The organism is Paenibacillus sp. J22P169 (assembly GCF_059691995.1).
The window spans coordinates 1452559-1477142 of record NZ_JCAUAO010000001.1; the positions used below are offsets into that span (position 1 = coordinate 1452559).

Annotated in this window: 25 protein-coding genes; 5 read left to right on the forward strand and 20 right to left on the reverse strand. The window is 44.8% G+C overall.

Annotated features, from left to right (window positions below):
* Window positions 1-112 precede the first annotated feature (112 nt).
* The 10 genes from AC58QG_RS06790 to AC58QG_RS06835 all read right to left on the reverse strand — a co-directional run bounded on the left by AC58QG_RS06790 (window position 113) and on the right by AC58QG_RS06835 (window position 10844).
* Window positions 113-1720, reverse strand: coding sequence for a response regulator transcription factor (locus AC58QG_RS06790; protein ID WP_497361334.1), 1608 nt, complete (start codon window positions 1718-1720; stop codon window positions 113-115).
* Window positions 1695-3473 (reverse strand): sensor histidine kinase, encoded by a 1779-nt coding sequence (locus tag AC58QG_RS06795; protein WP_497361335.1) that lies wholly within the window; start codon window positions 3471-3473, stop codon window positions 1695-1697. The genes AC58QG_RS06790 and AC58QG_RS06795 overlap by 26 nt, the downstream gene beginning before the upstream one ends.
* 204 nt (window positions 3474-3677) lie before the next feature.
* Entirely contained in the window at window positions 3678-4262 is a 585-nt protein-coding gene (locus AC58QG_RS06800; RefSeq protein ID WP_497361336.1) for a histidine phosphatase family protein, read from the reverse strand.
* A gap of 6 nt (window positions 4263-4268) precedes the next feature.
* Window positions 4269-4514 carry a zinc ribbon domain-containing protein gene (locus AC58QG_RS06805; protein WP_497362800.1) on the reverse strand — a complete coding sequence of 82 codons (246 nt, stop codon included), beginning with the start codon at window positions 4512-4514 and terminating at the stop codon, window positions 4269-4271.
* Between the two features lie 452 nt (window positions 4515-4966).
* Window positions 4967-5950 (reverse strand): Gfo/Idh/MocA family protein, encoded by a 984-nt coding sequence (locus AC58QG_RS06810; protein WP_497361337.1) that lies wholly within the window; start codon window positions 5948-5950, stop codon window positions 4967-4969.
* Window positions 5951-5993: 43 nt separating this feature from the next.
* Window positions 5994-6899, reverse strand: coding sequence for a Gfo/Idh/MocA family protein (locus tag AC58QG_RS06815; protein WP_497361338.1), 906 nt, complete (start codon window positions 6897-6899; stop codon window positions 5994-5996).
* Window positions 6900-7106: 207 nt separating this feature from the next.
* On the reverse strand, window positions 7107-7889 hold the full coding sequence (locus tag AC58QG_RS06820; RefSeq protein ID WP_497361339.1) for an alpha/beta fold hydrolase: 783 nt from the start codon (window positions 7887-7889) through the stop codon (window positions 7107-7109).
* 90 nt (window positions 7890-7979) lie between these two features.
* Window positions 7980-8156 (reverse strand): hypothetical protein, encoded by a 177-nt coding sequence (locus AC58QG_RS06825; protein WP_477592786.1) that lies wholly within the window; start codon window positions 8154-8156, stop codon window positions 7980-7982.
* 135 nt (window positions 8157-8291) lie between these two features.
* On the reverse strand, window positions 8292-9197 hold the full coding sequence (locus AC58QG_RS06830; RefSeq protein ID WP_497361340.1) for an S-layer homology domain-containing protein: 906 nt from the start codon (window positions 9195-9197) through the stop codon (window positions 8292-8294).
* A 105-nt stretch (window positions 9198-9302) separates the two neighbouring features.
* Window positions 9303-10844: a tetratricopeptide repeat protein gene (locus AC58QG_RS06835; protein ID WP_497361341.1), complete on the reverse strand. Its 1542-nt coding sequence runs from the start codon at window positions 10842-10844 to the stop codon at window positions 9303-9305.
* Window positions 10845-10946: 102 nt separating this feature from the next.
* Here AC58QG_RS06835 and AC58QG_RS06840 point away from each other — a divergent pair, with 102 nt between their 5' ends.
* Complete coding sequence (locus tag AC58QG_RS06840) at window positions 10947-11822, forward strand: alpha/beta hydrolase (protein WP_497361342.1); 876 nt, start codon at window positions 10947-10949, stop codon at window positions 11820-11822.
* A gap of 10 nt (window positions 11823-11832) precedes the next feature.
* On the opposite strand, the gene AC58QG_RS06845 is transcribed toward AC58QG_RS06840, so the two are convergent.
* The 6 genes from AC58QG_RS06845 to AC58QG_RS06870 all read right to left on the reverse strand — a co-directional run bounded on the left by AC58QG_RS06845 (window position 11833) and on the right by AC58QG_RS06870 (window position 16516).
* Window positions 11833-13206: a PDZ domain-containing protein gene (locus AC58QG_RS06845; protein ID WP_497361343.1), complete on the reverse strand. Its 1374-nt coding sequence runs from the start codon at window positions 13204-13206 to the stop codon at window positions 11833-11835.
* Window positions 13207-13238: 32 nt separating this feature from the next.
* Window positions 13239-14000 carry a phosphoribosylformimino-5-aminoimidazole carboxamide ribotide isomerase gene (gene hisA, locus AC58QG_RS06850; protein ID WP_497361344.1) on the reverse strand — a complete coding sequence of 254 codons (762 nt, stop codon included), beginning with the start codon at window positions 13998-14000 and terminating at the stop codon, window positions 13239-13241.
* A 187-nt stretch (window positions 14001-14187) separates the two neighbouring features.
* On the reverse strand, window positions 14188-14667 hold the full coding sequence (locus tag AC58QG_RS06855; RefSeq protein WP_436236800.1) for a hypothetical protein: 480 nt from the start codon (window positions 14665-14667) through the stop codon (window positions 14188-14190).
* A 15-nt stretch (window positions 14668-14682) separates the two neighbouring features.
* Window positions 14683-14991: a hypothetical protein gene (locus tag AC58QG_RS06860; protein ID WP_056621264.1), complete on the reverse strand. Its 309-nt coding sequence runs from the start codon at window positions 14989-14991 to the stop codon at window positions 14683-14685.
* 212 nt (window positions 14992-15203) lie between these two features.
* The gene (locus AC58QG_RS06865; RefSeq protein ID WP_497361345.1) at window positions 15204-15410 is read right to left on the reverse strand and encodes a hypothetical protein; all 207 of its coding nucleotides are present in this window, start codon (window positions 15408-15410) and stop codon (window positions 15204-15206) included.
* A gap of 56 nt (window positions 15411-15466) precedes the next feature.
* Entirely contained in the window at window positions 15467-16516 is a 1050-nt protein-coding gene (locus AC58QG_RS06870; protein WP_497361346.1) for a YheC/YheD family endospore coat-associated protein, read from the reverse strand.
* A gap of 184 nt (window positions 16517-16700) precedes the next feature.
* Between AC58QG_RS06870 and AC58QG_RS06875 the strand changes: the two genes are divergently transcribed.
* Both AC58QG_RS06875 and AC58QG_RS06880 read left to right on the forward strand, forming a co-directional pair.
* Complete coding sequence (locus tag AC58QG_RS06875) at window positions 16701-17069, forward strand: hypothetical protein (protein ID WP_497361347.1); 369 nt, start codon at window positions 16701-16703, stop codon at window positions 17067-17069.
* 133 nt (window positions 17070-17202) lie between these two features.
* Window positions 17203-18012 carry a YitT family protein gene (locus AC58QG_RS06880; RefSeq protein ID WP_497362801.1) on the forward strand — a complete coding sequence of 270 codons (810 nt, stop codon included), beginning with the start codon at window positions 17203-17205 and terminating at the stop codon, window positions 18010-18012.
* 440 nt (window positions 18013-18452) lie between these two features.
* Here AC58QG_RS06880 and AC58QG_RS06885 read toward each other — a convergent pair whose 3' ends face one another.
* Window positions 18453-19493: a Gfo/Idh/MocA family protein gene (locus tag AC58QG_RS06885; RefSeq protein ID WP_497361348.1), complete on the reverse strand. Its 1041-nt coding sequence runs from the start codon at window positions 19491-19493 to the stop codon at window positions 18453-18455.
* Window positions 19494-19642: 149 nt separating this feature from the next.
* Window positions 19643-19906 (reverse strand): HPr family phosphocarrier protein, encoded by a 264-nt coding sequence (locus AC58QG_RS06890; protein ID WP_497361349.1) that lies wholly within the window; start codon window positions 19904-19906, stop codon window positions 19643-19645.
* Window positions 19907-20117: 211 nt separating this feature from the next.
* Between AC58QG_RS06890 and AC58QG_RS06895 the strand changes: the two genes are divergently transcribed.
* Window positions 20118-21008 carry a cation diffusion facilitator family transporter gene (locus tag AC58QG_RS06895; protein WP_497361350.1) on the forward strand — a complete coding sequence of 297 codons (891 nt, stop codon included), beginning with the start codon at window positions 20118-20120 and terminating at the stop codon, window positions 21006-21008.
* Window positions 21009-21013: 5 nt separating this feature from the next.
* On the opposite strand, the gene thrS is transcribed toward AC58QG_RS06895, so the two are convergent.
* Window positions 21014-22927: a threonine--tRNA ligase gene (gene thrS, locus AC58QG_RS06900; protein WP_497361351.1), complete on the reverse strand. Its 1914-nt coding sequence runs from the start codon at window positions 22925-22927 to the stop codon at window positions 21014-21016.
* A gap of 359 nt (window positions 22928-23286) precedes the next feature.
* Between thrS and AC58QG_RS06905 the strand changes: the two genes are divergently transcribed.
* Complete coding sequence (locus AC58QG_RS06905) at window positions 23287-23487, forward strand: hypothetical protein (RefSeq protein WP_497361352.1); 201 nt, start codon at window positions 23287-23289, stop codon at window positions 23485-23487.
* Between the two features lie 196 nt (window positions 23488-23683).
* Here AC58QG_RS06905 and AC58QG_RS06910 read toward each other — a convergent pair whose 3' ends face one another.
* The gene (locus AC58QG_RS06910) at window positions 23684-24571 is read right to left on the reverse strand and encodes a multicopper oxidase family protein (protein WP_497361353.1); all 888 of its coding nucleotides are present in this window, start codon (window positions 24569-24571) and stop codon (window positions 23684-23686) included.
* Window positions 24572-24584 lie beyond the last annotated feature (13 nt).

The window sequence follows — 24584 nt, forward strand, 5'->3', positions numbered from 1 at the left end:
TCTATCGGGTAGCGTGACTCTAGTCTCGATTTTATGACTGCTTTGAACCAAACACATCTCACGAAAGCAAAAAAAGTCTGGCATCGTGCCAAACTTTCTATTAGATCTTACCTTATTTCATTTCGAGATTTTGGAATCGCTTACGGAATTCCACCGGCGAGATCCCTACCTTTTTCTTAAAAGCTTGCCCGAAGTGCGAGTAATTCTCATAGCCGATATCCTCGCAAATATCTAAAATTTTCATATTCGATTCGGTTAGAAGAATTTTCGCCCGATCCATCTTGGCGTTGATAATGAAATCAATTAAGGATTGACCCGTCTCCCGTTTAAATATGCGTGACAGATACGCTGAATTCAAGTAAATGTAAGCGGCAGCCTTCTCCCGAGTCACATCTTTCAGGTTGGATTTGATGAATTGCTTCGTCTTCTCAATGATCTGGGAGCTTTCATTTCGTTGCGAATCCAAATAACGTGAACCTGTATCAATTAATTTTTCCGCCCAAACTCTCAACTGGGAAATCGAGCGAATGGCCATCAGCTCCCCGCTTCGTTCACGAATTCCTGACCACTCTTTCACTGAAAACCCGTTCTTATGGGCGACGTGATAGATCATATAGACCAAAGCATGATATAGCGCACTCGCCGATTCGGTATCTGCTTGAGCTTCCTGCATCCCAGCAAATAATTGATCTAGTCGCTTTAAGAGCTCTGTTTTATTGCCTGTTTCAAAAAGAATGACCCAATCCGACCACGGAATAACAAACGGATGCTTGACTTTATTGCTCGCCCGTAACGACTGATTCAGCTGTTGAACAGACAGCGGGTTGGATAAATTCTCCTGCTCCATTTCGATTAAGCGGTGATACACCTCCGTAAGCTCTGGGAACGGTACGGAGTGACCGATATAACAGGATACCGTGCAATAAAAGTAACGACTACACGCGTCGGCAAACGTGCGGCATGCCTCAGCCAGCAGCTCCGGATTCGATGGCCGTTCGGGTGACTCGTATACAAGCGCAAAGAGAATCCCATTCTCATCTTTGATAATATCCCCAGCGAAGCCTCCAAGAAGGATCTCGGACGCTGCGTTGCGAATCGCATACTCCAACGTATCCTCATCACGTAAGCTGAATTCCTTATGCCATTGCTCAATACTGATGTGAATCGGCAAGATTTGCGAGTCTGTCGTTAAGGGTAAATTGACCGCTTGCAAATTGTTCGCCTCAGGAATCATTCTTCCTGACAACAGGTTCTGCCAATAGCGTTCAACGACAACCGACTTCTGGCGTTCCCACAAGGTACGATATTTCTTGCTCGTTTCCACCATTTGTGCAGCATTCTTATTTTCATTAATTTTGTCAAGTGCGCTATTCACTGTTGTGACCAGCTCTTCCGTTTTGACGGGCTTAAGCAAATATTCGAAGCTGCCTAATTGTACGGCTTTTTTGGCATAGGAGAATTCTGCATGTCCAGTTAGAAAAATCGTTTCCACCTCGGGGTAATGATCATTCACCCACGCAATAAGCTCCAATCCGCTCATACCTGGCATTTCAATATCGCAAATAATAAGATCGATGGAATGCGCTTTCAATATTTCCATAGCTTCTTTGCCGCCCATAGCCTGATAAACTTCTTCAAAACCAAGTGCAGCAAAATCGACAGACCTCATCATGGCACGCAGCACGTACACCTCATCATCGACGATCATCAACTTTGCCATTTTCCTCATCCTCCATTTCGTGAAATGCGCCAATTGCCGGAATAATCAGACGAACAATGGCGCCATTCGGCTCACCTAGCAAGAAGGTTACCTCCGCCTGATTGCCAAAAGCCATACGCATCCTCCGGTACACATTCCAAATGCCCATATGGGTTCCTGTTCCATCTCCAAACTTTTTCTGATTAAACGTTGACAAGACTTCAGGTGTGAAGCCTACTCCGTTATCGCGAATGAGAATTTCCAGACAGTTCGGATCTTCTTGGCAACTACCTGCGGAGATATCGATATGGAAAGGCTTGCTCCCCTCTTCCATCCCGTGAATAACCGCGTTCTCGACAAAGGGTTGGATCATCAAGGGAAGAATCATCGTACGAGAAAGCTGTTCGGGTAGATCAATGCTATACGTAATTTTCTCCGGAAAACGAAGCATTTGAATCTCCAGATAATTGCGGATATGCCGTACTTCTTCATCCATAGTGATCGTATCCCGATGCGATCTTGTTATAAATCGGAAATAATCAGCTAGATGCTCCGTCATCTTTTTGATCAGATCGTTCTCCCCCAGCGTAGAAAGACTGTTAATAATATTCAGGGAGTTTAGATAAAAGTGTGGATTGATCTGGGCTTGCAAATGTTTGAACTCAGATTGCTGGGCTTTCAACATTTCTTCGTACACGTTAATTTTGAGATGGCTAATTTGAGATACCATGTGATTAAAGGTTGTGATCAGAAAATTCAGTTCCTCTGTCTCCGCTTCCTTTAACCCGATTTCCATATCCCCTTTTACGACACGCCGCATGCCCATAATTAGTGAATTCATAGGACCGAACAGCATTTTACGCAAATAATGCGAGTAAAAGTAAAAGATAACAATAACACCAAGCGGAAAGAGATAGATAACCCCTTGAAAAAATGGCAGACGCTGCAGCAGCGATTTCTCTGGAATCATGGCCGCCATGCTAAGTGGTGCCTGTTGAAAGGGAGTACTGACAAGCAGGTAATCCTTGTGATCAGCTGGATTTTCAAAAACCTGAAAGGCACGCGGATTGCTTATCAGCTTTCGGTTAACCGCTGTCATCGTTTCTGGTGACATCACGGATTTGGTCAAAGGTTGTCCGGTCGGATCCAGCAGAATCGCCTCCCAGCGATCGCCATAATCCAATCCGCGAAGAGGTCGAATCAGATCCTCCAACAGGATGACAGCCCCGATATATACCCCATTACTCGCTTGCGCAACACGAACCAGATACCTTTTTTCCCAATACTGAAGGACAATCCAATTACTGAATGTTTGTCCGTTCACCTTCTCTTGCAAGTACGCGCCCAACATTTCTTTCAGATCGTTCGTGTCCGTGAACGAGGAACGAGAGAATATAAAATCCTCTTTTTCTACGGAATAAGCGAAGAATGAATGGAAATTCTCGAAAGCAGTGCTTCCCGAGGTAAGTTCATTATGGATTTTGATTTTAGCTAGCGTATAATTTCCGTTGGTTTCTGGCAGTGATGCCATATCCAGATAGGCAGATTTGGTATCGGATGTGACAATCTGTTGTAACAGATAGTGCGTGATTTCCTCTAGCGTGCGATCAATCTGTGTAATATGAACCGCGAGTACATTGCTGGTAGATTGCGACACTTCCTCTCGAACAATTTTGATGGCATAGTAGTTTTCATAATACAGAAACAGGACCAAAGGTGTAATAATGACTAAGAAGCTGCGAAGTAAACGGATACGAAGCGTCGGTTTTTTCATTTATTTTCCACCCATCATGAAAAATATGGATATAAAAATAAGGTACTCTGTCATGAGCACCTTATTACTTCGATATGATCATACCACGCACTTTGGGTTCATCGTCAAGTACTATTCCGCTATGCGCCAACGCATTCTTTAGCGAGCTTATCAGCACGTCTTTGACATACCACTTTTTTAAATCAAAAGGATTCTCCACGTCTACTACGATTCAAGCCCGTCTAAATGCGCAATACAATTGTATTGCAAGCATTCCCATTGGCTCTCATTGTGACGTATTTTCGTTACTGAAGTGTTATGCAAATGTTCCTCGATGTCCTCGTGTGGAATCAAATCCATTAAAGTCAGACTAAGTAAGGCACCATGACTGACGATTAACACCTTCTGATTCGGATGTCTCTCGATCACTTCTTGGATGAAACTCACGCCGCGAGCAGCAATTTCTTGCTCTGTTTCGACCCCTAAATCCAATTGGGACCAATCTTCCCCCCATTTTGCCACACGTTCTTCAAGTGTTGTTCCTTCGATCTGTCCACAATACATTTCCCGTAATCGCTGATCCGTTTTCACTTCCATTTGCTTCACATTACCAATATACGCCGCCGTTTCTCTAGCTCGACCCAAATCACTCGCGTAGATGTAATCCCATGCCTCATCCTTCATTCGTTGGGATAATAATTCGGCTTGCTTTCGCCCATATTCATTGAGTGGCACATCCGTTTGTCCCTGTATGCGTCGTTCCGTGTTCCAATCCGTTAAACCATGTCGTATGAGTCCAATCACCGTCATCCAATTTCATCCTCCAAATAGTAGATCTAATATTGTGCCTAATGAACCTGCTTTTTTATTATGTAACACATTCGGATCGTAAATTTCAACGAAGCCACAATGTAAACATGAGACAAATAAGAAATGATGATGCTGAATATCGAACATCTTGCTTAAGCCAGTCCCCGTCATTGCTACTTCTTGGATGCCACACGCCGTATGCTTACATTTGCTGCACTTGAACTGATGGGAGATCCGCTCTTCCAAACTCAGATCTGGCAGCCCCTCATGCTCGGAAATCTCCTGGACATCACTTAAATCCCCACTTATATCCCCAATATGATTCAAATGGTTCATCAAAACCTCCTGCTTGCAAGCAGGACATATGTCATCAACCAACTGCACATGTTCATGGCACCAAGGACATTCGATCATGATAAGTCTCCTTTCCAGTTCCTCTTCTTATATTCCATGCACAGCCAAATTTCCCTGCCACCTTGGAACATTGTCCTAACACATCCAACATTAACATGAAAAAGTACAGTTAATTCCACGATTTATCGGCTAAATTTCTAATTAGCTGGAAAAAATCCATCTAATTTCGTCCATCCTCGCCGATTCGACGAGAATCACCGAAAACAACTGGATTTTTTCCAGTTGTTTTCCAATCTATGCCGAAATGACAAAAAATAGCTGGATGTTTTCCAGCTATTTCTCATTTCGACCTATAGAAATTGTTCCACGCCCGTCTCCGCAGACCGGTAAACGGCTTCAAGCGCGGCGATCACACTTCGCGCATATCCGGGCGGACAGCTCGTTTCACTCTTCGCCTCAATCGCGAACAACAGATCCTTATACTGCAACTCGAATGGTTTATCCATGGGGGGCACGTCGACTTTTTCATAAGCGCCGCCGCGACTAATCCATAAGCTGTCACCGGTTACCAGTTTCAGCATCCCTGCCGTACCAATAATCTCCGTCTCATTCCGCGTTGCTCCCGGATAACCCGACTGAGCAATCGACGCTGGAAGCCCCGACTCTAACTCCAGATAGATCATGCCGCTTCCTTCTACATTGCCTCTTTTGCCATGATGACTTACCGAGGCACTCACTTTACGGACTGAACTCTCCATTAGCCATTGGATTTTATCGATGGAATGCGTACCCAAATTGGCAAGAATTCCGCCGCCTGATTTGTCTTTTTCCAGAAACCACTGTGGTCTCGTGTCTCGGAAATAATTCAAATGCCTGACATCATTAATCATGACAATCTCTCCGAGTTCGCCACTCTCAACGATCTGCTTTGCATAAATATTCTCCGCCATATAATGCTGCGTATGCCCAATTAAAATACGTATATCCGCCTTCGCTGCAGCTTCAATGATCTCATCACATTCGGCAACGGACAAAGCCATCGGCTTCTCCAGCATCAAGTGACAACCGTGTCCAGCTGCAAAAATAGCTGTTTCTCTATGTAGAAAATGCGGCAAAGCAATGACCACGACATCCGGTCGTTCCTGTCGAATAAGCTCTTGATAATCACTATACGCATGAATGCCATAGTTATCAGCAATGGCTTCTGCTTTCTCGAGTTGAATATCCGCGACAGCGCAAGCAATGAACCCATCTGTACTTCGAATCGCATCAAAATGCTGACCAGCAATGGCTCCTGCGCCTAGGACTGCTACCTTTAATTGAACTCTTTCCATCGTTGTATTCCTCTCCTTCAACTTCTACGCATACACATATGTTCTATAAGTTCACCGTAAGACCTGTTTCTCGACTCTCATTGGCAGCTTCCATAAATCGAATAATTTGTAATGTTTCTTCTCCGTTAATATCCGGAGCTCCCGTCACAAACATCGTCATAATCTTCTCCAAAAGACTCGCGTAATACGGTTTGGGATGTTTATTTACATCAATAAACTGCGTATGTGATTCATGATGGAGCAGTGCTCCAAATTGTGCGTTACCCTTTCGATTCCCACGAATCGTACCAATAACGCCATTATCCCATACGCCAGTAATCAGATCATGATCTTCTGTTGTTGCTGCTGTTACATGAAGGCAACCCTTGCCCAATGCTCGAAAGAGCATCTCAACCGTATGCACACCATACCAAAACAGCCCTGGCTGTGTTGGTTGTAAGGCCATTGGACCATAACAGTCCATGCCAATAATCGAGCTATTGTCCGATACATTCAAAGCATTCGTCAATTCCTCTGCGTATCTTAATGAGGAGCAGCTCATAAGTGGAATGTTATTTTGCTGAGCAATGGCTAAGATTTCACGCGCTTCATCTGAAGAAACGGTCATTGGCTTATCAATAAAAATAGGTTTACGATATGACGCAATACGACGAAACTGCTCCAAATGAATGCGGCCATCAACAGACGTCATCAATATGCCATCGCAATTCGCGGCTACTTCCTCTGGCGAGTCAACGATGTTCACACCTTTGTCGCGAAGCTGTGCCGTAAACCCCTCGATGCGGGAATAGCTCATCTCGAAATCTGGTGAACCACCTGGATAAGCAATCGTTACCTTTCCTCCTGCAACATGGAAAGGGTGATCGCTATCATTTAGCAACTGAGTAAATGTGGGTGCATGTGAGGAATCAATGCCAATTATACCGATGCGAAAAGTAGTATGATCCATAAATGAAACAACCTCCAAGCTAATTTAAATGATTTTGAATACGAATGTCCGATCCACTTGATTGAGAACCCTTCACTCTCATCATAATGATCCAACACCTAAGAGACAAGTCTTTTAATAGTCTATTTATATGTAAAGAAAAGCCCCACAATTGAAATAAGCCTCCTAATGAGGAGGCTACTCGTAAAGGTTGCTCTCTTGCTTCCGTCAACCTATAAACTGCGTGAGGACATAGTTAAATCGGTCCCTTTCCTCCCAGAAACCACCATGGCCACTGTAATGCAATGGAACTAGCTGAGAGTTCGGAATACGTTTATTCATCTCTACCGCTTGTGGATACGGGATTACCTTGTCGTGAATACCGTGAACGATCAACGTAGATACTTCAATTCGACTTAGGTCGGCTGCCACATTCTCATCTCTCAGCAATCGAATCACTGCCGCGGTTGACCAGCTAGCTGCTTCTAAGCCCATTTGAACAAACCAGTCCGAGAATCGCTCTGTTATATACTGAAAGAAGAACGTATCCGTTACAGTTTGCATCATATTTGCGCGATCATTGGCATTCTCATGCAAAAATTTTGCCGCAGTTTCGTTTGTAAACCCCGTAGGAGCAGCCGCATCGATCAACACAAGCTTCGCTACACCATGTCCCTGATGTCTGGTCATATATCGGATTGCGATTGCGCCGCCTGTCGAATGACCGGCTAGCGTGATCCCTTCTAGCTTCAAAGCTAGAATCACAGCATGCAAGTCATCAGCTAGTTGATCGAACGTATACCCATCCATCGGTCTATCCGATTTCCCGAAGCCTCTCCAATCCATACCAATACAGCGATACCCCAAACCAGGAAGTACATTAAATTGATACTCAAATTGTGTATGTGACAAAGGCCACCCATGAATAAATAGGATGGTCTTCGTCCCTTTTGGATTTATATCTTCGATAAACAATTTCACACCATTTGCCACTTGAACATAGTATCCCACGTTTGACGCCTCCGTTATGGAAATCACATCTGTCCAATACGATATTCATCTAGGCAAGTATCGGTGTCAATGAGTTCTTACGTCTTGGAATTACTCTTCTTTTTGATGGTTCGTATAGACACCAATTACAGAAAGAAGCGCAGCAACACCATTGGCAATGGCATTCGCTGTATCATCCGTAATCAAATCCATGCCAAATGCATCCAAAATTAATTTGGCCGCACCCAATAAACCTAATGCTAACGTGTAATAGTTGATTGTTTTCATATATCTCTCACCACCCATCTGATAGAGGATGCTATATGCTATGCGAGAGAGTACGAGCTTGCACTGTTCGAATTGAGGGTGCTAAAAGCACAAAAAAATGCCGCCATCCTCATCGGATGACAGCATTTCTTCCTCTTATTTCAGACCGCTAACTTCAGCTTTCACTTCATATTTCGAAGACACATAGGTCTCAGCCTTAGCTTCCGTCATGACTTGTGCATACATCACATCAGGTTTTGGCTCTAGTAACGAATACTTCACGATCGCTTGACCACCTGACTGGAACTCGATGCTGTCAATACTAACCCCATAACCAGGATTCGGTTTCATACCTCTGGAGAGTGTCACTTTGTTCACATCATCGTTCACTTTTTCAACGGATACTTTGACTTCTTCTACGATTGGTGGTTTCTGCACATGCGCCTCTAGCACACGAATGGCATTGTACAGCCAATTCGCGGCTTCTCCTCTTGTTAGCTCACTTTTGGGTTTGAAGTTGCCATTCCCATCCAGAGCTGTGATTTTGTAGAGCAGCAATCTTTGGATCGTACCCTGGTAATCCACGGAAAGCTGATCCTCGTCTTTGATTGGGATATACATTTTCACCAGTGGAAATTGTCCCTTGGTCTCAAGCGCTTTAACCAATAGATTCCCGAATTGTTCGCGTGTTATCGTGGCATTCGGATTCACATCCTTCGGGATGTCCAGATTGTGGTAATGCGCAATGATGAATGCATCGGCATACCAAGAATCATTCGGGATATTGGAATAACTATCGGAAGCCAAAGGTTTCTTAATGAATTTCATATTATCCAAGTTGAGGTTCAGACCTTTGACGATCATTTGGACACTTTGTGCATAACTTATTTTACCCCTTGGCACAAAATGCAGGTTATCAAAGCCACTGACGATACCTCTGTCTTTTAATGCCAGTACCGCGGTTGCTTGTCCCTCTTCTAAGTCTGTAAACGCATAGGCGGAACCGAAGGTCAACGTGCTGCCCAATAGGACAGATAAACTCAATGCTGCTATTTTTTTCATGCTCGTACTCCTCTCGTTATGTGGTTGGTATTTAGCACCATTTGATATGCTTACCTTCCTAACGCAGAGAGCAAATAGATTGTTGCAGCTACCTGCCAACTTTTATCACAAAGCGATTAGCAGATCACGTAAGGCAATAGCTTCCTCATGCTCAGGATGTAACGCAATTGTTCGCTCCGCGAATTGTTTTGCTGCGTCATCTTGTCCCAACTCGTAGTAACACACCGCCATCTCATAGAGAACTGTAGCATCATTTTCCAGCTTAGGCTGCGTACGTTCGAAGTAAGGGATCGCTTCCTGATACATATCCATTTGATATAACAGGATCGCACAGGCCAACGCAACATCCGTATTGCTATCCATTGGATAATAATGTGCCCACATACGTTCAATTCCTTGCTGAAGAGCTATCCATTCATGTTCTCCACATTCTGGAATTAAATCGATGAGGTGCTTAGTACTCGGCAGTAGAAACTGGGTATCATAGCCACTCAACCGCCACAGAGCCAAGAGTTGAGGCATTGATTTCTGCTCCAGCTGGTTATCGAAGGCTTCTTTTAGATTAAAAAAATCATCCGGCCCGAATCGTTCCACACATCTCTCATACGCTAATCGCGTTAAGCCATATTGAACGGGATTCGAAAGCTGAAGAATACAGCCAATGTTGAGATAGGTATACGGATGCTTCGTGAACAGTGACAAAGCTCCCTGAGCTTCACATACATAGCTGATCGCGTGGTAATTCGCTGTTAATGAAATACTGCCATGATGAATAAGCTTCGGCGGCTCATTATATTCCCAGCTTTCTAAGCGATGATCTCCTTTATCAGCCGTGAGCAGCAGGAAACCGTTGCGAGATAAGTCTTGTAATCGTGCTAAACACTGCAGGCCAACTTCAGGCATAAGAATGTGTGAATCCGATACGTGCCCACGATACACATCAAGCAGCTCACGGTAAGGATAAGCATCGTCATCATAAGCTTGCTCCCGTTGATAATGATAGCTCCCTACGACCTCTTTCAACTGCTCGGAAGCGCTCAGTTCATGAGCCCCCTCTGGAAATTGCAGCGATATCCGACAATCATACACCTGCTGATCTTCGATATAAATTAACTCTTGTGGCAGGCTATCGAAAAAGTAATTCGCCACAATCACAAGCGGTTGCTCCAAATCACCTGGACCCACCTGTTCACCCCTATGCTGAAGATGAATCTCCCTATCCTGAACTGCATCAAATTTAGCAAAATCAAGTAAACCTTGTTCCACAAACGGTGCTAAACCAGCATGTTGTCGCCAGAATGCAATATTCTTCTGTGCCAAATCGCTCATCACATATCGAAACGGTGGCAGTTGAATGCCTGCGGTTTGAATAAACTTCGTTAGCTCTTGAAGCACATAAAAAGCAAATTGACCCGAACCCGCTCCGAGCTCTAGTATCATCACACGCTCTGTAAGTTGTCCACTTCTAGCTCGATCCTGCAAGAACGCAAATATCATCTCGGCATACGAAATAGCCATGACCCGGTTGCTTGTTATGTATTGTGGCACATCGCCACTCTGCCATGCTGTTATGCCCTGTTCCTCATAGTAGGAACGCTGAAGCTCCCAGATGGGCGCTTCACTAAATCGGTACACTTTTGGCTCCATATACGTCATCCTTAGACCCAATTCCCTTCTCATTCAAATTCCAATCGCACATACGTCATCTGGGCATATAGTAATATATCACTACGCGAGAGGAAGACCACAATGACAAACCTGAACGAGTATTACCCCAATCCTGAGCTATCATGGCCAAACCCATATCAACCACCTTATGTTCCATCGAATTGGCCTTATATGCCTTCCCCATGGATTCAAGAAGAGGATTCCTACCGTGCCAAAGAGCAGCCACTAACGTTCGTACTTGTCCATGGCTCTTGGGCGGATACCAGCTTCTGGGCCGGCATTGCTTCTGAGTTAAGCAAAAAAGGTCATACCGTCTACGTCCCTGAATATCCAGGACATGGCGCTGACCCCAATAAAAATGTCACACATGCGATGATGTCCAAATCGATCGCCGATTTCATCATATCTCATAACTTGCATAATGTTATCTTAGTCGCACACAGCTTTGGAGGTACTTTGATTCAAAAAGTAGCGGAACTCGTTCCGGATCGCTTGAAGCGACTGGTTTTTCTGAATGCTTTCGTCCTCAAAGACGGCGGTATGGCCGCCGATGAGTTCCCTCCTCAGGTCACGGGGCAGTTTAAACAGCTCGTCGCAAGCTCCAAGAACAACACGCTCATGCTGCCATTTGAACTGTTTAGAGAAACATTTACAAATTTGGCTACCCTGGAGCAAGCCAAACGCATTTATAGTAAGGCATCACCAGAGCCCGCTGGACCCTTATTCGAGAAGTTAGATCTGAAGAAATTTTATAGCCTTCCTATTCCCAAAAGCTATGTTCACATTACGGAAGATAATGTGATTCCATTTGGCGATCCCAACTATGGTTGGCATCCACACATGTCAAGCAGACTCGGCATATTCCGCTTCCTACAAGTCCATGGTGACCATATGACGACTCCGCAATACGAGCCCAAGCTCATCGCACGTAAGCTATACGAAGCCGCCCGTGACTAGCTCGATTGTATTAGGAAGCGCAAGATGATGTACCTACCTTCGGATTGGCCTTCAGCCAATTCAACATATCATCGAGATTTCGCACAGGCACGATAGGAAGATCGCCTGCACCTTTTCTCGCATCTGCTTCATTGGAGATCGGGACAAAAAATACATCCGCATTCGTTCGACTTACCGTATAAGCTTTCTGAACGAGTCCACCGACTGGCCCGATGGAGCCGTCAGGTTCGATCGTCCCCGTCCCTGCAACGTGATGACCATAAGTAACACCGCACGGTGTCAGCTGGTCAATGAGTGTTAACGCAAGCATGGCCCCGTGGGACGGTCCACCCTCGTGCAGCAAGTAATTGTGATAGGTCACGAGATCAGGGATATCGTATCTGAGCTCGTTCGCGATCATGATTCCGATCGATGCCCGAGTCGGATCGTCAGCACTCGCACGAGTTGGAACCGTCAACGCGAGCTTTGCTTTATTACGTACCACAGACAGTTTGATAGATTCACCTGGTTTGATTCCACGCATCCGGTCTGTAAGCTCCTGGATCATCGTAATTGGATATCCATTCAATTCCGTAATCACATCGCTTGGTTGCAGCAATTCTGAGGCTTGTGAATTTTGCAAAACAGCCGTAATCCGTACTCCCTCCGAAATGATCCCCTTGCCTAAACCCACTTTCTGGAAAGCAATCGCACTACCCGCGGCGTTCGCATCTTCCTTCATGGTTCGTACTTCCTGATTATATTGACCTATCGACATCCCTAACGACTCAATCTTATCAAAGGTGTAGTCTTTAAAAAGCTTCGCATAGACCCAATCCATCGGGAAGGCCGGCCGCTCGAAAATAAGAACTCCCGAAATATCGCCATGCTTGGAGCCGCCTTCGGCATGCGCATATCGATTCATGTTAAGGGTGATGCCCGGATAGGTCACTAAGTATTGTGTTGGCCACAGCATCAGCAGCAAGAGACCAAGTGTCACACCAAGAACGATTATACTCTGGCGTGGCACCTTGCGTTTCTTCCTCTCATGCAGGATCATATCCGTTGTGACAAGCAGCAAGCTAAGAATCATGGCGGAAGCAGAAAATTCCAATTTTTTGGGCATAGTGATCACAATAACGATACTTATTAAACAAACCAAACTGATAAGGCCGCGAAATACCTTTAACCTCCGCGAATGTGACGCCTTTAAGTGCATGAGAGCAGCTATCATCCATAACAAAGGAACAAGTGCAATCGCATAGATCAGCAGATCGATGAGATCTATCCAATACAAGCGTGTCCCCCATCTGAGAGGATCTGGCAGCCAAACTAACTCCCCTAACAGAATTAACAGGAGGATTATCGCAATCCCCCAATAATACAGCTTGTGCCAAAGTGCCATTGCACACATCCTTTTTGCTATCAAAACTCGCGTTACAAGGCGATGCTTAACTGTTGGACAACCTCATCATACGAGAGCTTTCCGCCGAAAATATCAAGCGCACTACCAATCGTAATATCAAGCTTCCCTTGGGAAAGCTGTCTAAATAAGTCCAAATCCTCAAATGATCGCGCTCCGCCAGCATATGTTGTCGGAATGGTGACCCACTCGGCCAAGGAGCTTACGAGACTTTGTTGAATACCACTCTGCTTGCCTTCGACATCTACCGCATGAATGAGAAATTCATCACAATACTGCTCGAAGAACTGAATCGTCTCCTGATTCAATTCCACATCACTTAACTGTTTCCATTGATTGGTGGCCACATACCATTTCCCATCTTTTTCCTTGCAGCTCAAATCAATGACTAATTTCTCTTTACCGATAGCCGCTACAATGCGTTCCAAATTCTCCATATTCAGCTGTCCATCGCGGAAAATATAAGACGTCACGATCACGTGTGAGGCCCCTTGCTCCAGATAAAAGCTCGCATTCTCCGCCTGTATGCCTCCCCCGACTTGCAGGCCGCCAGGATAGGCTCCAAGCGCTCTCAGCGCTTCTTCCTTGTTCCCTTCGCCAAGCATGATAACATGCCCACCGGTTAACCGATCTTTTTTGAACATTTCCGCATAATACACGGCGTCATAGGATGACACGAAATTCTCAACAACAGGCTGCCCCTCGCCACCCAAGGTTTCACCGACAATTTGCTTAACTTTCCCATTATGTAGATCGATACATGGTCTAAATTTCATGACGTATGTTTCCCCTTTGATAGTCGTAGTACTTGAACGATTTTCCATCAGTATACAAAATAAACGGCTACTCCGTCCATCTTGGACGGGAGCGTTTATCTAGAAATATAGCCGAATTATGGTGTGAAACATATCTTGACTATTATTTACACAAAAAAAGCCCTCCAAGGAGGGCTCTCATGCACGGTTACTTCTTATCGAAGCCTTCTTCTTCCAAGTACTCTTGTACCTCTTCATACGTTTCAAAGGCACAATCGAGGTTTTCTCCCGCGTAGATATACCATAAATCTTCCACGAAAGTAACACTCAACGTGTTGCCATCTTCATCCACCCAAATCTCTTCTTGAGGGTCTTGAACTTCCTCGACCTTCGAAATCTTAGGACTACCGCTACGAGTTAAAGACTGAATCGACTTCGCGATGATCTCACGAAGCTCGTCTTCACTATAATCCCGAATATTAATTAATCCTTTGGCATCCACCGTACAACCTGGGATGTATTCGGCATACACAAATCCATTTCCATTCGGGTGAAGATGATAAAGAACAGTTGTCTTCTCATAGTCACTTTCTAGATAATGAAAATTAATTCGTCCCAGTGAAACATCCTTGCGCTGCAGCTCAGGGAAGGATGTTGCAATTGCTAACTTTTCGTCTAAACTAAGCATACTTGCCCCCGTAACTTAATCGATCACTTGAATTTTGAACACATTCTCCAACTTACCGTCCGCTCTCTTCTTCAGGGGCACTTTAATATCTCTCCCAAGCTCTTTGAAAAAAGTCTCAACATCACATTGTACATTGGAAAGAACTACTTTAAATGAACCATCTTGGACGATATTCTGATTTGCTTCAGCTGGCACCGTAATATCAACTGCGTACTTCTTCGTTAACGTGTTAATATAACGACTAAAAATTTCAATGAGCTCCTCATTATTGAAATTTTCGATTACCACTTTGCCCTTGTTTGTAAAATTTAAATGAACGTTCACCTTTAAATGTCCCCTTTTCCTGTACACCCTGTATTTGCTTGTGGGTAAAAGCCTACATCGAACGAATAATGCTTCACATCTATTTTACTTGTTTATAGGGGTATGAAGCAACACTAATGCCAAATTCATTTTCTGTACACAAAAAGAAGCAGGTATTTCCCTGCCTCTACGGGTATTGCTTCTATACTAATTATGCCACATTTACCTAATTTCTACGCATCATTGGCATTAAGCTTTTGAGGAATTCGTCTTATCCGCGTCTGAAGACGATTAATTGAGATGATTCGAAATTCGCCGAAGGTCAGGATACGCTGACGCACAGCTTCGGGAAAGGTTGGATGAAAAACTTCCAAACGATCGTCAAGCTCGTTATACCATGGTAATAAATTCATTTTGATGACGAGAACTCGCTCACTCACATCCCCACTCCACCTTTTCCGCGCAGGTCTACTACTTTATTCACGTCTAATTGGATTCACTTGCTCAATAAATATTTAGCATATAGCATCGGTGTCTCATAGGTGCGATAAAATGTCTTGTTCAATTTCAAATGCTTATATTGATATCGCTGATCTCGGCCATTGACTTCGATAAGCCAAATCGCACCTTCATGATCGATGCCGATATCCATACCCACATCCGAGATCGAGGGAATTTGCTGACCTAGGCTTTCTGCGATCTGCAAGGCTGCTTCTTCCACCTGCGCCCTTTTTAATTCGGGGTCAAAGCCATTACCATGAAACAACTTCTCACAAATCACAGCTTCGCCGCCCCTTGCCAAATTCGTGACATGGCGGCCATCCGCAGCAACCTTTCCAGCTATTCCTGTAACGATCCATTGTCCTTTATCACCACGTTGAACCGATACTCGTAAGTCATAAGGGCGCCCCTCATACATAGCAAGCGGAATCGCTTTTTGAATCAAATAGGATTGGCCGTTGACTTTCTCATGTATAAAAGCAATGGCTTGTAGTCCATCTAACTGTCTAGGCACTTGTTTCCCCCACCATACCTGCCATAGTTGATTATCAATCGTTGATATCTTAAGTACACCTTTCCCGACAGAACTATTCGTAGGTTTCACGAAAAAGGATTCATAGCGGTTCAAAGCTTTTTCCAGATTTTCTAGTGTATAACGCATCGCAGGAGGAAGAAATGCAGAGCTATGCGAACTCGCACGCAACATGCGATGAATCTGAAGCTTATCATGTCTATTTTGACCATTGAAAACTTGGCTGATCTTGGCTAATACCTTTAATTTCTTGAGTGATATCGGGGAGAGTGTCATCGCACGGTTATGAATGACCTTAGGGATGGGCAGGCGCTTCAACGTATACTTCTTATTTTCATAGCTCAAGCCCAGGGCTGACTTAGTATTTACGTGTTTTAAACACATGTAAAAAGGTGTCATTCCGAGTTCAACAGCAGCTTGATTATAATGTTCGATATGCTCATATCCCGTTTGCTTCCGAAGAATGCCGAGATAGGTTTTACGATCTAGAAGAATACCGATCACACTGCTCACAATTTCACCTCTCCCACTTAGGTTCATCCTACTAATGTATGCAGGATAGGCCTAAAGGGTCCAAATTCACTTATTGAAATCGTGACATTCCGCTTCATACATATGCAAGTTTGACTCATCGGAAGTGAAGTGCTACAATTCAAGCAAATTTGGAATCACATTGTCTTGTCTGGAGGGGATGTACTTGAACCCATTTACTCGCAGATGCTGTTGGACAATCCTGATCTGGCTGATTCTCGCACTATTCGTATTTCCATTAACACCTCCTATTTCCAACCATGCTACAGCCGATACCGATGTTCTAATTTCTGCCAATTCCACTCAGGTCTTGACGACTCAACAGCAACCGCCTTCTAAGGAAATTATCCATGTTTATGAGAATAAAATTCACCTGTTTGATCAGTTTAATAAGCACTATGAGATGACGGTTTTCGTCGTTTTCATCGTATTTCTCGCTAATCTAGTCTGGAAAAAGCTGAAAGTGATCCTACTTGCTTTCCTCAAGTTCACCTCACGTTATGCGGGCCTCATTCCTTCTTACTCATTAAAGTAACGAAATTGAATGATGAGGAAAAGAGGAAACTTTCATGGCTAATTCATTAACAGGAACTGAACAGGCACAAGCACAAGCACAATCGCAACACCGGAAGTTAACGAGAGTGAAATTCGCTCGCAGAATCCTTTTTATGATTATTGGGACGATCCTGGTCTCCATCGGATTAGAGATCTTCTTAGTACCTAATCATATTATTGATGGCGGAATCGTAGGTATTTCCATTATCCTATCTCATTTATCCGGTTTTCCCATTGGTATATTTCTTGTTGTTCTCAATCTCCCATTCGTCTTACTCGGGTATAAGCAAATCGGTAAAACGTTTGCCATTTCAACGACGTTCTCCGTCATACTGATGTCCATAGGCACCACGTTGCTGCATCCCGTCCAAGCGATCACGATTGATCCTTTGTTAGCCGCTGTTTTCGGCGGAATTATCCTCGGGGTTGGCGTGGGACTCGTGATTCGATCAGGAGGCTCACTGGACGGCACCGAAATTGTAGCCATTTTATTTAGTAAAAAAATGCCCTTCTCGGTAGGCGAAATTGTCATGTTCTTCAACTTTTTCATCCTTGCTAGTGCAGGCTTCGTCTTTGGTTGGGATCGTGCGATGTATTCACTGATTGCTTATTTTATTGCTTTTAAAATGATTGATATTACGATCGAGGGGCTTGATCAGTCCAAATCCGTTTGGATTATCAGCGATGAATACGAGAAAATCGGGGATTCGATTACGAATCGACTGGGTCGGGGAGTTACGTACCTCAAGGGCGAAGGAGCCTTCACAGGCGATGATAAAAAAGTCATCTTCAGCGTCATTACACGACTGGAAGAAGCAAAGCTTAAATCCATTGTCGACGATTTGGATCCGAAAGCGTTCCTTGCCATCGGGAATATCCACGATGTTAAGGGTGGACGGTTTAAGAAGAAGGATATTCATTAATCGGATCGGAACCCGAGAGCACTTACCTTCTATATCACATTCGGGCGCAGCTAGGCGTTTCGAATAACTGGATTCCTTACAGCTAATTCCACTCCAAACTTGCGCAAATGACAAATAACTGGATTTCATGCAGCTAATCCGTTCTGATTCGGTCGAAAACGTCGATTATGCAAAATTAGCTGTAGGATATCCATCTAAGTTGGATTTTCAGCAGAATGTAGTGAAATTAGCTGTAGGTTTTACAGTTAGTTGATTGTTGAGAGCATGAAGTAAGCTGCCTTCGAGGTTGTGCTCGACTGTACGCTTAGCTACTTTAACTGTCCTGCCACTTCAACTGACTGATCCTTTTACTTTAGACTGACCTGTTACACACAGAAAGCCTACAATCCTACACATGGTGTGGAATGTAGGCTTTTTACTTTGTATGCAGCTTACTCTGCTTAGCTCCAATAAGCGCGCAAATCAACCTTTTGGCCCAGCTTAGCGCTGTCCAATGCGCCCAATACCATCGCCATGCTCTTGATATTGTCGCGGCAATCGGTCTCCGCGCGGCGGCCTTCGGCCAGCGCCGCGAACATCTCGTCCAAGCAGCCGGCATGGCCGCTGCGTCCAGACCAGTTCACGTTCGCGTCCACGCGCGTGAACTCGCGAAGGAACTTGCCGTCTTGATCGCCGGCAGCCACAACCTCTGCGTACGGCGCACCCGCACCGTCCCACAGAGCGGTGCCCTGCTCGCCCGTCACGCGCCAATCCGCCTCCCAAGAGGTCGGCGCACCTTCCGCGCACCAGGAGCCGCGGTAGCAGAACACAGAGCCGTCTGACATCTCATAGATGCAGATCGCAGAGGCATTCCCGGCATACCAGGAGCCGGGCGGGTTAAATTCTTGGCAATACACCGAAACGGGGTCTGCCCCCGAAATAAACCGAGCCTGATCAAACGTATGGATCGCCATGTCTAGAATGAGCGGACTTTCCATCGCATCGCGAAAGCCGCCAAAATGCGGCCCAAGAAAGAAGTCCGCACCTATATAGCCAACACGACCAATCGTGCCGGATTGAATCAACTCGCGAAAGGCGCGAATATTCGCGTCATATCGACGATTTTGCATAACAGCAAGCGACTTCCCTGCTTCATCAGCAATTTGAATGAGCTCCCGAGCTTCATCCATGGTAGCCGCCATCGGTTTCTCTCCGAGCACATCACACCCCTGGCGAAGCGCTGTACTTCCGACTTGGAAGTGACTTGCTGGAATCGTAATATCCAGCACCAGATTGGCCCCATTGTCACGGATAGCTGCTTCAAGATCTGTATACACGCCGCAAGTCAGCCCATGACGTTCAGCCATTGCCTGCGCGAACTCCGCTTTAATATCAACAAGCGCGACGATCTCGCAAGTTTCTCTTTGCTTCATATTTTCAACCCACACATTCGCCATTCCGCCACAACCAACAACAACTACGCGATAGTTAATCTTACTCATGGTTCAGTGACCTCCAGCTGCCATTATTAAGCGTATCTCAACACCGATACTGCCTGCCATTCTTTTTCTTTTATCCATTTCTCACTTGATCCAATCATATCTTAAAAACGGTCCTAGATCTAAACTTGTAAGCGCATACGAACAAGCCGTTAACAAAACATTTGAAATAACCCATAAATAAAGTGCATGGCCTCTTCTTCATCCTTCCCTCTCGTAAGCAAACGCAGCGTAGTGCCTGCTTTGATCGGAACTAGCAGCATACCTAATACACTTTTCACATCAACCTTATGATGCTTATCATCAAACTGAAAGTCGAGTGTGATATCCGAAATAAAATGAGACGATTTCGTGGAAATACTAGATAAATCGCTTCGCTCTAAATCTTTTGCAACCATAAATTCATGTACACGCATGCCGCTCGACTTCCTTTCCAAGACATTTGGAGGTTTGTGATTTCTCATTATGTGTGGTATTATACAAAGATATTTCTGAAAAGTGAAGTGTTGAATATGCCATTTATTGATAGTTTACTAGATTCCCATAAAAAAACCAGCCCAATCCCCCGACCTTAGGTCGAGGGATTTTTTTTCCTTCGGGAAACACTTCTGTAGGAGGTCATCATTCATGCATAGTAACAACAAGTCATCGGTTTGGGCCATTTGGCTCTCACTCATCAGTAACATTTTATTAACAATTATCAAAATTATTATTGGTCTCATCTTTCACAGCGAGGTCCTACTGGCAGACGGTGTTCATAATGCTGGGGACATCATCGCAACCGTAGCCGCACTAAGTGCTATGCGGATTTCCAAGCTCCCCGCAGATGAAGATCATCCATACGGCCACGGTAAAGCCGAAGTACTTGGCTCGGGTTTCGTTGCTTTTATCCTCGTAACTGCAGCCCTATATATTGGGTACCACGCGGTTGCGGCGCTATTCCATGAACCGAGTGCGCCAAGTCTAATTGCCCTGATCGCTTCAGCTGTTTCCGTGGTATGGAAATATCTTCTTTATGTATACACAATGCGGATCGGACGCAATACGAACAGCAAGAGCTTGATTGCGACTGCACATGATCATATAGCTGATGTATATGCTTCGATTGCCGCAGTAGTCGGTATTGGCTTGGCGTTTGTCGGCAAAGCCTATGATATTCACTGGCTTGCGTACGGCGATGCAGCAGCCGGGGTTATTGTTTCCCTCTTGGTATTAAAGCTAGGTATTGAAATGGCCAAAGAATCCTTCGATATTCTCATGGAAAAAACCGTCGATCAACACATGCTTTCGCAATTTACTGCGTTGATCGAAGCGGTTCCTCAGGTTAAGCGTATTGATCGTGTTAGAGCGAGAGAGCATGGACACTATATTTTGGTCGATGCGCGTATCTCTGTTCCTGGCGAGCTAACGATTCAAGAAGGACACGACATCTCGCGTGCGATTAAGAAATCCATCATGGATCAACACAGCGACGTGGACGAAGTACTGATTCATTTGAATCCGTGGTACGAAAAATGATCCCGTTATTGCTTCGCTTCAATCTCTAAAGCGATTTGATCCCTAATCTCCTCCAGCGATCTTACACCAAGATCACCTTCTCCCCTTTTTCTAACGGAGACGCTGCTGGAGATTTTCTCATTTTCACCAAGGATCAGCATGTACATGACTTTTTCAAGCTGAGCTTCGCGGATTTTATATCCTAATTTTTCAACCCGCGCATCTATTTCCACCCGTATTCCCGCTTCCTCAAGTGATGCTTTCACTTGGAACGCATAGTCTAGATAGTGATCTGAAACCGGCAATAGTTTCACTTGAACGGGTGCTAACCACAACGGGAACGCTCCTGCAAAATGCTCTATCAAAATCCCAATAAAACGATCAATCGACCCATAAACAGCCCGATGTATGACTACTGGCCGGTGTTTGAGATTATCATCCCCGATGTACGTTAAATCGAATTTTTCAGGCATTTGGAAATCCAATTGGATCGTTCCGCACTGCCAGCTCCGTTTCAATGCATCTAGGATGTGAAAGTCGATTTTCGGCCCATAAAAAGCGCCATCCCCTTCATTAATGCGGTACTCAATCCCTCTATTATCCAATACATGCTGTAAAGATTTCTCCGCTTGATCCCAGAGTTCGCTCGACCCCATATAATCCTCCGGCCGTGTGGACAGCTCAATCCTATACGAGAAGCCAAACACGTGATATACGTGTGAGATGAGCTCAATGACACGCCCGATTTCATCCTCGATTTGTTCTGGCAAAACGAAGAGATGGGCATCATCTTGACAAAATGTACGCACTCTCATCATCCCGTTCAATGCCCCAGAAAATTCATGTCGGTGGACTTGACCAAATTCCGAAAGGCGAATCGGCAATTCCCGGTAGGAGTGCAAGCTATTTTTATAAATAAGCATGTGTCCTGGGCAATTCATCGGTTTAAGCGCGAACTTCGTCTCGTCTACATTCGTGAAATACATATTGTCTTTATAATGATCCCAGTGACCTGATTCTTCCCAAATGCGATTATTCATCATCAGAGGGGTACGTACTTCGTTATAATCTCTTCGACGCTGCAGCTCACGAGCGAAATTCTCAAGTTCATTCCGGAGGATCATCCCCTTCGGCAAATAGAACGGCATACCTGGCGCTTCTTCCGAGAACATAAAGAGTTCAAGCTCTTTCCCAAGTTTCCGATGGTCACGCTTCTTGGCTTCTTCGAGCATATGCAAATGGTCATCTAGCTGCGCCTTCTTTAGAAATGCTGTGCCATAGATCCGTTGCAGCATTTTGTTCTTGGCATCGCCACGCCAATACGCCCCTGCCACGTGGAGTAATTTGAAAGCCTTGATCCGTCCTGTTGAAGGGAGATGAGGGCCTCGGCATAGGTCGAAGAATTCCCCTTGATCGTAGATCGAAATCAAAACATCTTCAGGCAGATCACGGATCAGTTCCAGCTTATAGGATTCATCTGACTTCTCAAAAGTGTCCAGCGCTTCTTCCCGGCTTACCACTCGACGGACAATGGGGATGTTTTCCTGAATGATTGATTGCATCTCATCTTCGATGGCCCTTAGATCATCACTCGATAACGGTTTATCAATATCGATGTCATAATAAAAACCATCTTCAATGACGGGGCCAATTCCAAGCTTAATGTCCTGCATGCCATAGATACGTTTGAGCGCTTGCGCAAGTATATGAGCTGTGCTGTGTCGATAAACGGATAATCCTTCTTTACTTTCTAAAGTGACGATTTCAATGTGGCTATCCGCTGTAATCTGCTCTTGCAGATCGACCAATGTACCGTTCATTAAGCCAGCGATGGCCTGCTTCTTCAGACCCGCACTAATTGACTCAGCTACTTGTTCAATCGTCGTGCCTTGTACGTACCTCCTATTTGTGCCATCGGGTAAAATAACTTCAATTTCCATGCCTTCCATTCCTCCCTTTCCCTTTATTTGTGAACCAAGGATAAACGACTCCGTCGTCACTTAGTGACTAGCGAGTTAGTATAGGTTGATGCGAAGCAAAAGTATAAAACCTCATACTTCCAAATCAACGCAAAAAAACGCCTCTATCCCAGAAAGGGACGAGTGCGTTCAGCTCGTGGTTCCACCCTAATTCGACTTGCTTGTGCAAGTCCTTATTAGTATCCGGTATCGGGGATAAGACGGTGGCGCATACTTCCTTGGGGTTAACTCCATGGGTTCAACGTCACAGCTACAAAGGGGTAATTTTCAACCGGCAACAGGAGAAGATTTCAGCTAATACTTCTCTCTCTGGGCAGTTCGTGAAGAAAATCATGTCTTTGATCATAACTTTTTATGTGATTATGAAGTTCATAATACCTACACAGACAGGTCAAAGTCAAGGGGCATCTGTGGATAAAATAACTATAGCCATTCTCGCCTATACATACTTAACAACCGTAAACATACCGCCAGTAGGCTTCGTCATGTTGTTGATTCATTTGAATCCATGGTATGAGTAATAACTGTATTTTCTACAGCTAAACCTCGAAAAAATCCTCAGAAATTTCAAATAAATGGATTTCCTGACGTTAATTTGCCTCGATGATCTCGAAATCGTCGATTATGGCAAAATTAACTGTAGAAAATCCATCTAAATTATGTTTTCAGTCAAATATGGTGAAAATAACTGTACTTTTTCCAGTTAGCTGCCGTCGCCTATACATACTTAACAACCGTAAACATACCGCCAGTAGGCTTCGTCATGTTGTTTGACGTATGATGCGGCATATGACAATGAAGCGGCCAAACGCCAGGATTTTGCGCTGAAAATTCAATATCAATGGTGACACCGCTAGGCACAAGTATCGTATTCCGCAGCTCTCGATTGTAATGAGGTATGGTGTTCCCATCTGCTGCTGCGACCCAGAACTGATGACCGTGGAAATGAATAGGATGCGCGTTCATCCCGATATTGCCAAACCGAACGCGCATTTCCTCCCCATATCGAACGGGTAACGGGGTTGTATGTGGGAAGCATCGACCATTCATCGTAAAAAAATTAAAGGCATCCGACATGGTCTCCAATTCATAATGACCTGCCTTCACCACACCTTTTTCCATGCCTTTTAAGTGAAACTCCTGCAGCATAATGAAATAATCCCGCTGGGCACTGCATTCGTAGGGATCCTCAATGATAAAGCCTCCGCCTAAGCCCATCAATTCTTGAAACGCCGTGTCTACATGCGTGTGATACATATGCGTTCCAGGCGGATTCACAATTTGAAAATGATAATCATAATATTGGCCTTGCTCTATATAAGGTGAGGGCTCAACGGCTGGCACGCCGTCCATGCGATTCGGCACATCAAGCCCATGCCAGTGCACACTTGTGGCTTCCGGCAGCCGATTGTGTACGCGAATGGTTACCCAATCACCGGGAAACACGCGTATCGTCGGCCCCGGGATGCTGCCGTTGTATCCCCACCCTTTGAAGAAAACGCCTGGTAGAATTTCTTGTACAACCGGCTCAGCGACCAACTCAAAAAACTTCACACCTTGCAGTACGACATAGCTAAGATCTTGCAGATCCGGTGATACGACCATGGCATATCCCCCC

Excerpts from the sequence above, each read along its gene's own strand:
- AC58QG_RS06790 (WP_497361334.1), bottom strand. The coding sequence starts at position 1,720 with ATGGCAAAGTTGATGATCGTCGATGATGAGGTGTACGTGCTGCGTGCC.
- AC58QG_RS06795 (WP_497361335.1), bottom strand. The coding sequence starts at position 3,473 with ATGAAAAAACCGACGCTTCGTATCCGTTTACTTCGCAGCTTCTTAGTC.
- AC58QG_RS06800 (WP_497361336.1), bottom strand. The coding sequence starts at position 4,262 with ATGACGGTGATTGGACTCATACGACATGGTTTAACGGATTGGAACACG.
- AC58QG_RS06810 (WP_497361337.1), bottom strand. The coding sequence starts at position 5,950 with ATGGAAAGAGTTCAATTAAAGGTAGCAGTCCTAGGCGCAGGAGCCATT.
- AC58QG_RS06815 (WP_497361338.1), bottom strand. The coding sequence starts at position 6,899 with ATGGATCATACTACTTTTCGCATCGGTATAATTGGCATTGATTCCTCA.
- AC58QG_RS06825 (WP_477592786.1), bottom strand. The coding sequence starts at position 8,156 with ATGAAAACAATCAACTATTACACGTTAGCATTAGGTTTATTGGGTGCG.
- AC58QG_RS06830 (WP_497361340.1), bottom strand. The coding sequence starts at position 9,197 with ATGAAAAAAATAGCAGCATTGAGTTTATCTGTCCTATTGGGCAGCACG.
- AC58QG_RS06835 (WP_497361341.1), bottom strand. The coding sequence starts at position 10,844 with ATGGAGCCAAAAGTGTACCGATTTAGTGAAGCGCCCATCTGGGAGCTT.
- AC58QG_RS06840 (WP_497361342.1), top strand. The coding sequence starts at position 10,947 with ATGACAAACCTGAACGAGTATTACCCCAATCCTGAGCTATCATGGCCA.
- AC58QG_RS06845 (WP_497361343.1), bottom strand. The coding sequence starts at position 13,206 with ATGGCACTTTGGCACAAGCTGTATTATTGGGGGATTGCGATAATCCTC.
- hisA (WP_497361344.1), bottom strand. The coding sequence starts at position 14,000 with ATGAAATTTAGACCATGTATCGATCTACATAATGGGAAAGTTAAGCAA.
- AC58QG_RS06855 (WP_436236800.1), bottom strand. The coding sequence starts at position 14,667 with ATGCTTAGTTTAGACGAAAAGTTAGCAATTGCAACATCCTTCCCTGAG.
- AC58QG_RS06880 (WP_497362801.1), top strand. The coding sequence starts at position 17,203 with ATGATTATTGGGACGATCCTGGTCTCCATCGGATTAGAGATCTTCTTA.
- AC58QG_RS06885 (WP_497361348.1), bottom strand. The coding sequence starts at position 19,493 with ATGAGTAAGATTAACTATCGCGTAGTTGTTGTTGGTTGTGGCGGAATG.
- AC58QG_RS06890 (WP_497361349.1), bottom strand. The coding sequence starts at position 19,906 with ATGCGTGTACATGAATTTATGGTTGCAAAAGATTTAGAGCGAAGCGAT.
- AC58QG_RS06895 (WP_497361350.1), top strand. The coding sequence starts at position 20,118 with ATGCATAGTAACAACAAGTCATCGGTTTGGGCCATTTGGCTCTCACTC.
- thrS (WP_497361351.1), bottom strand. The coding sequence starts at position 22,927 with ATGGAAATTGAAGTTATTTTACCCGATGGCACAAATAGGAGGTACGTA.
- AC58QG_RS06910 (WP_497361353.1), bottom strand. The coding sequence starts at position 24,571 with ATGGTCGTATCACCGGATCTGCAAGATCTTAGCTATGTCGTACTGCAA.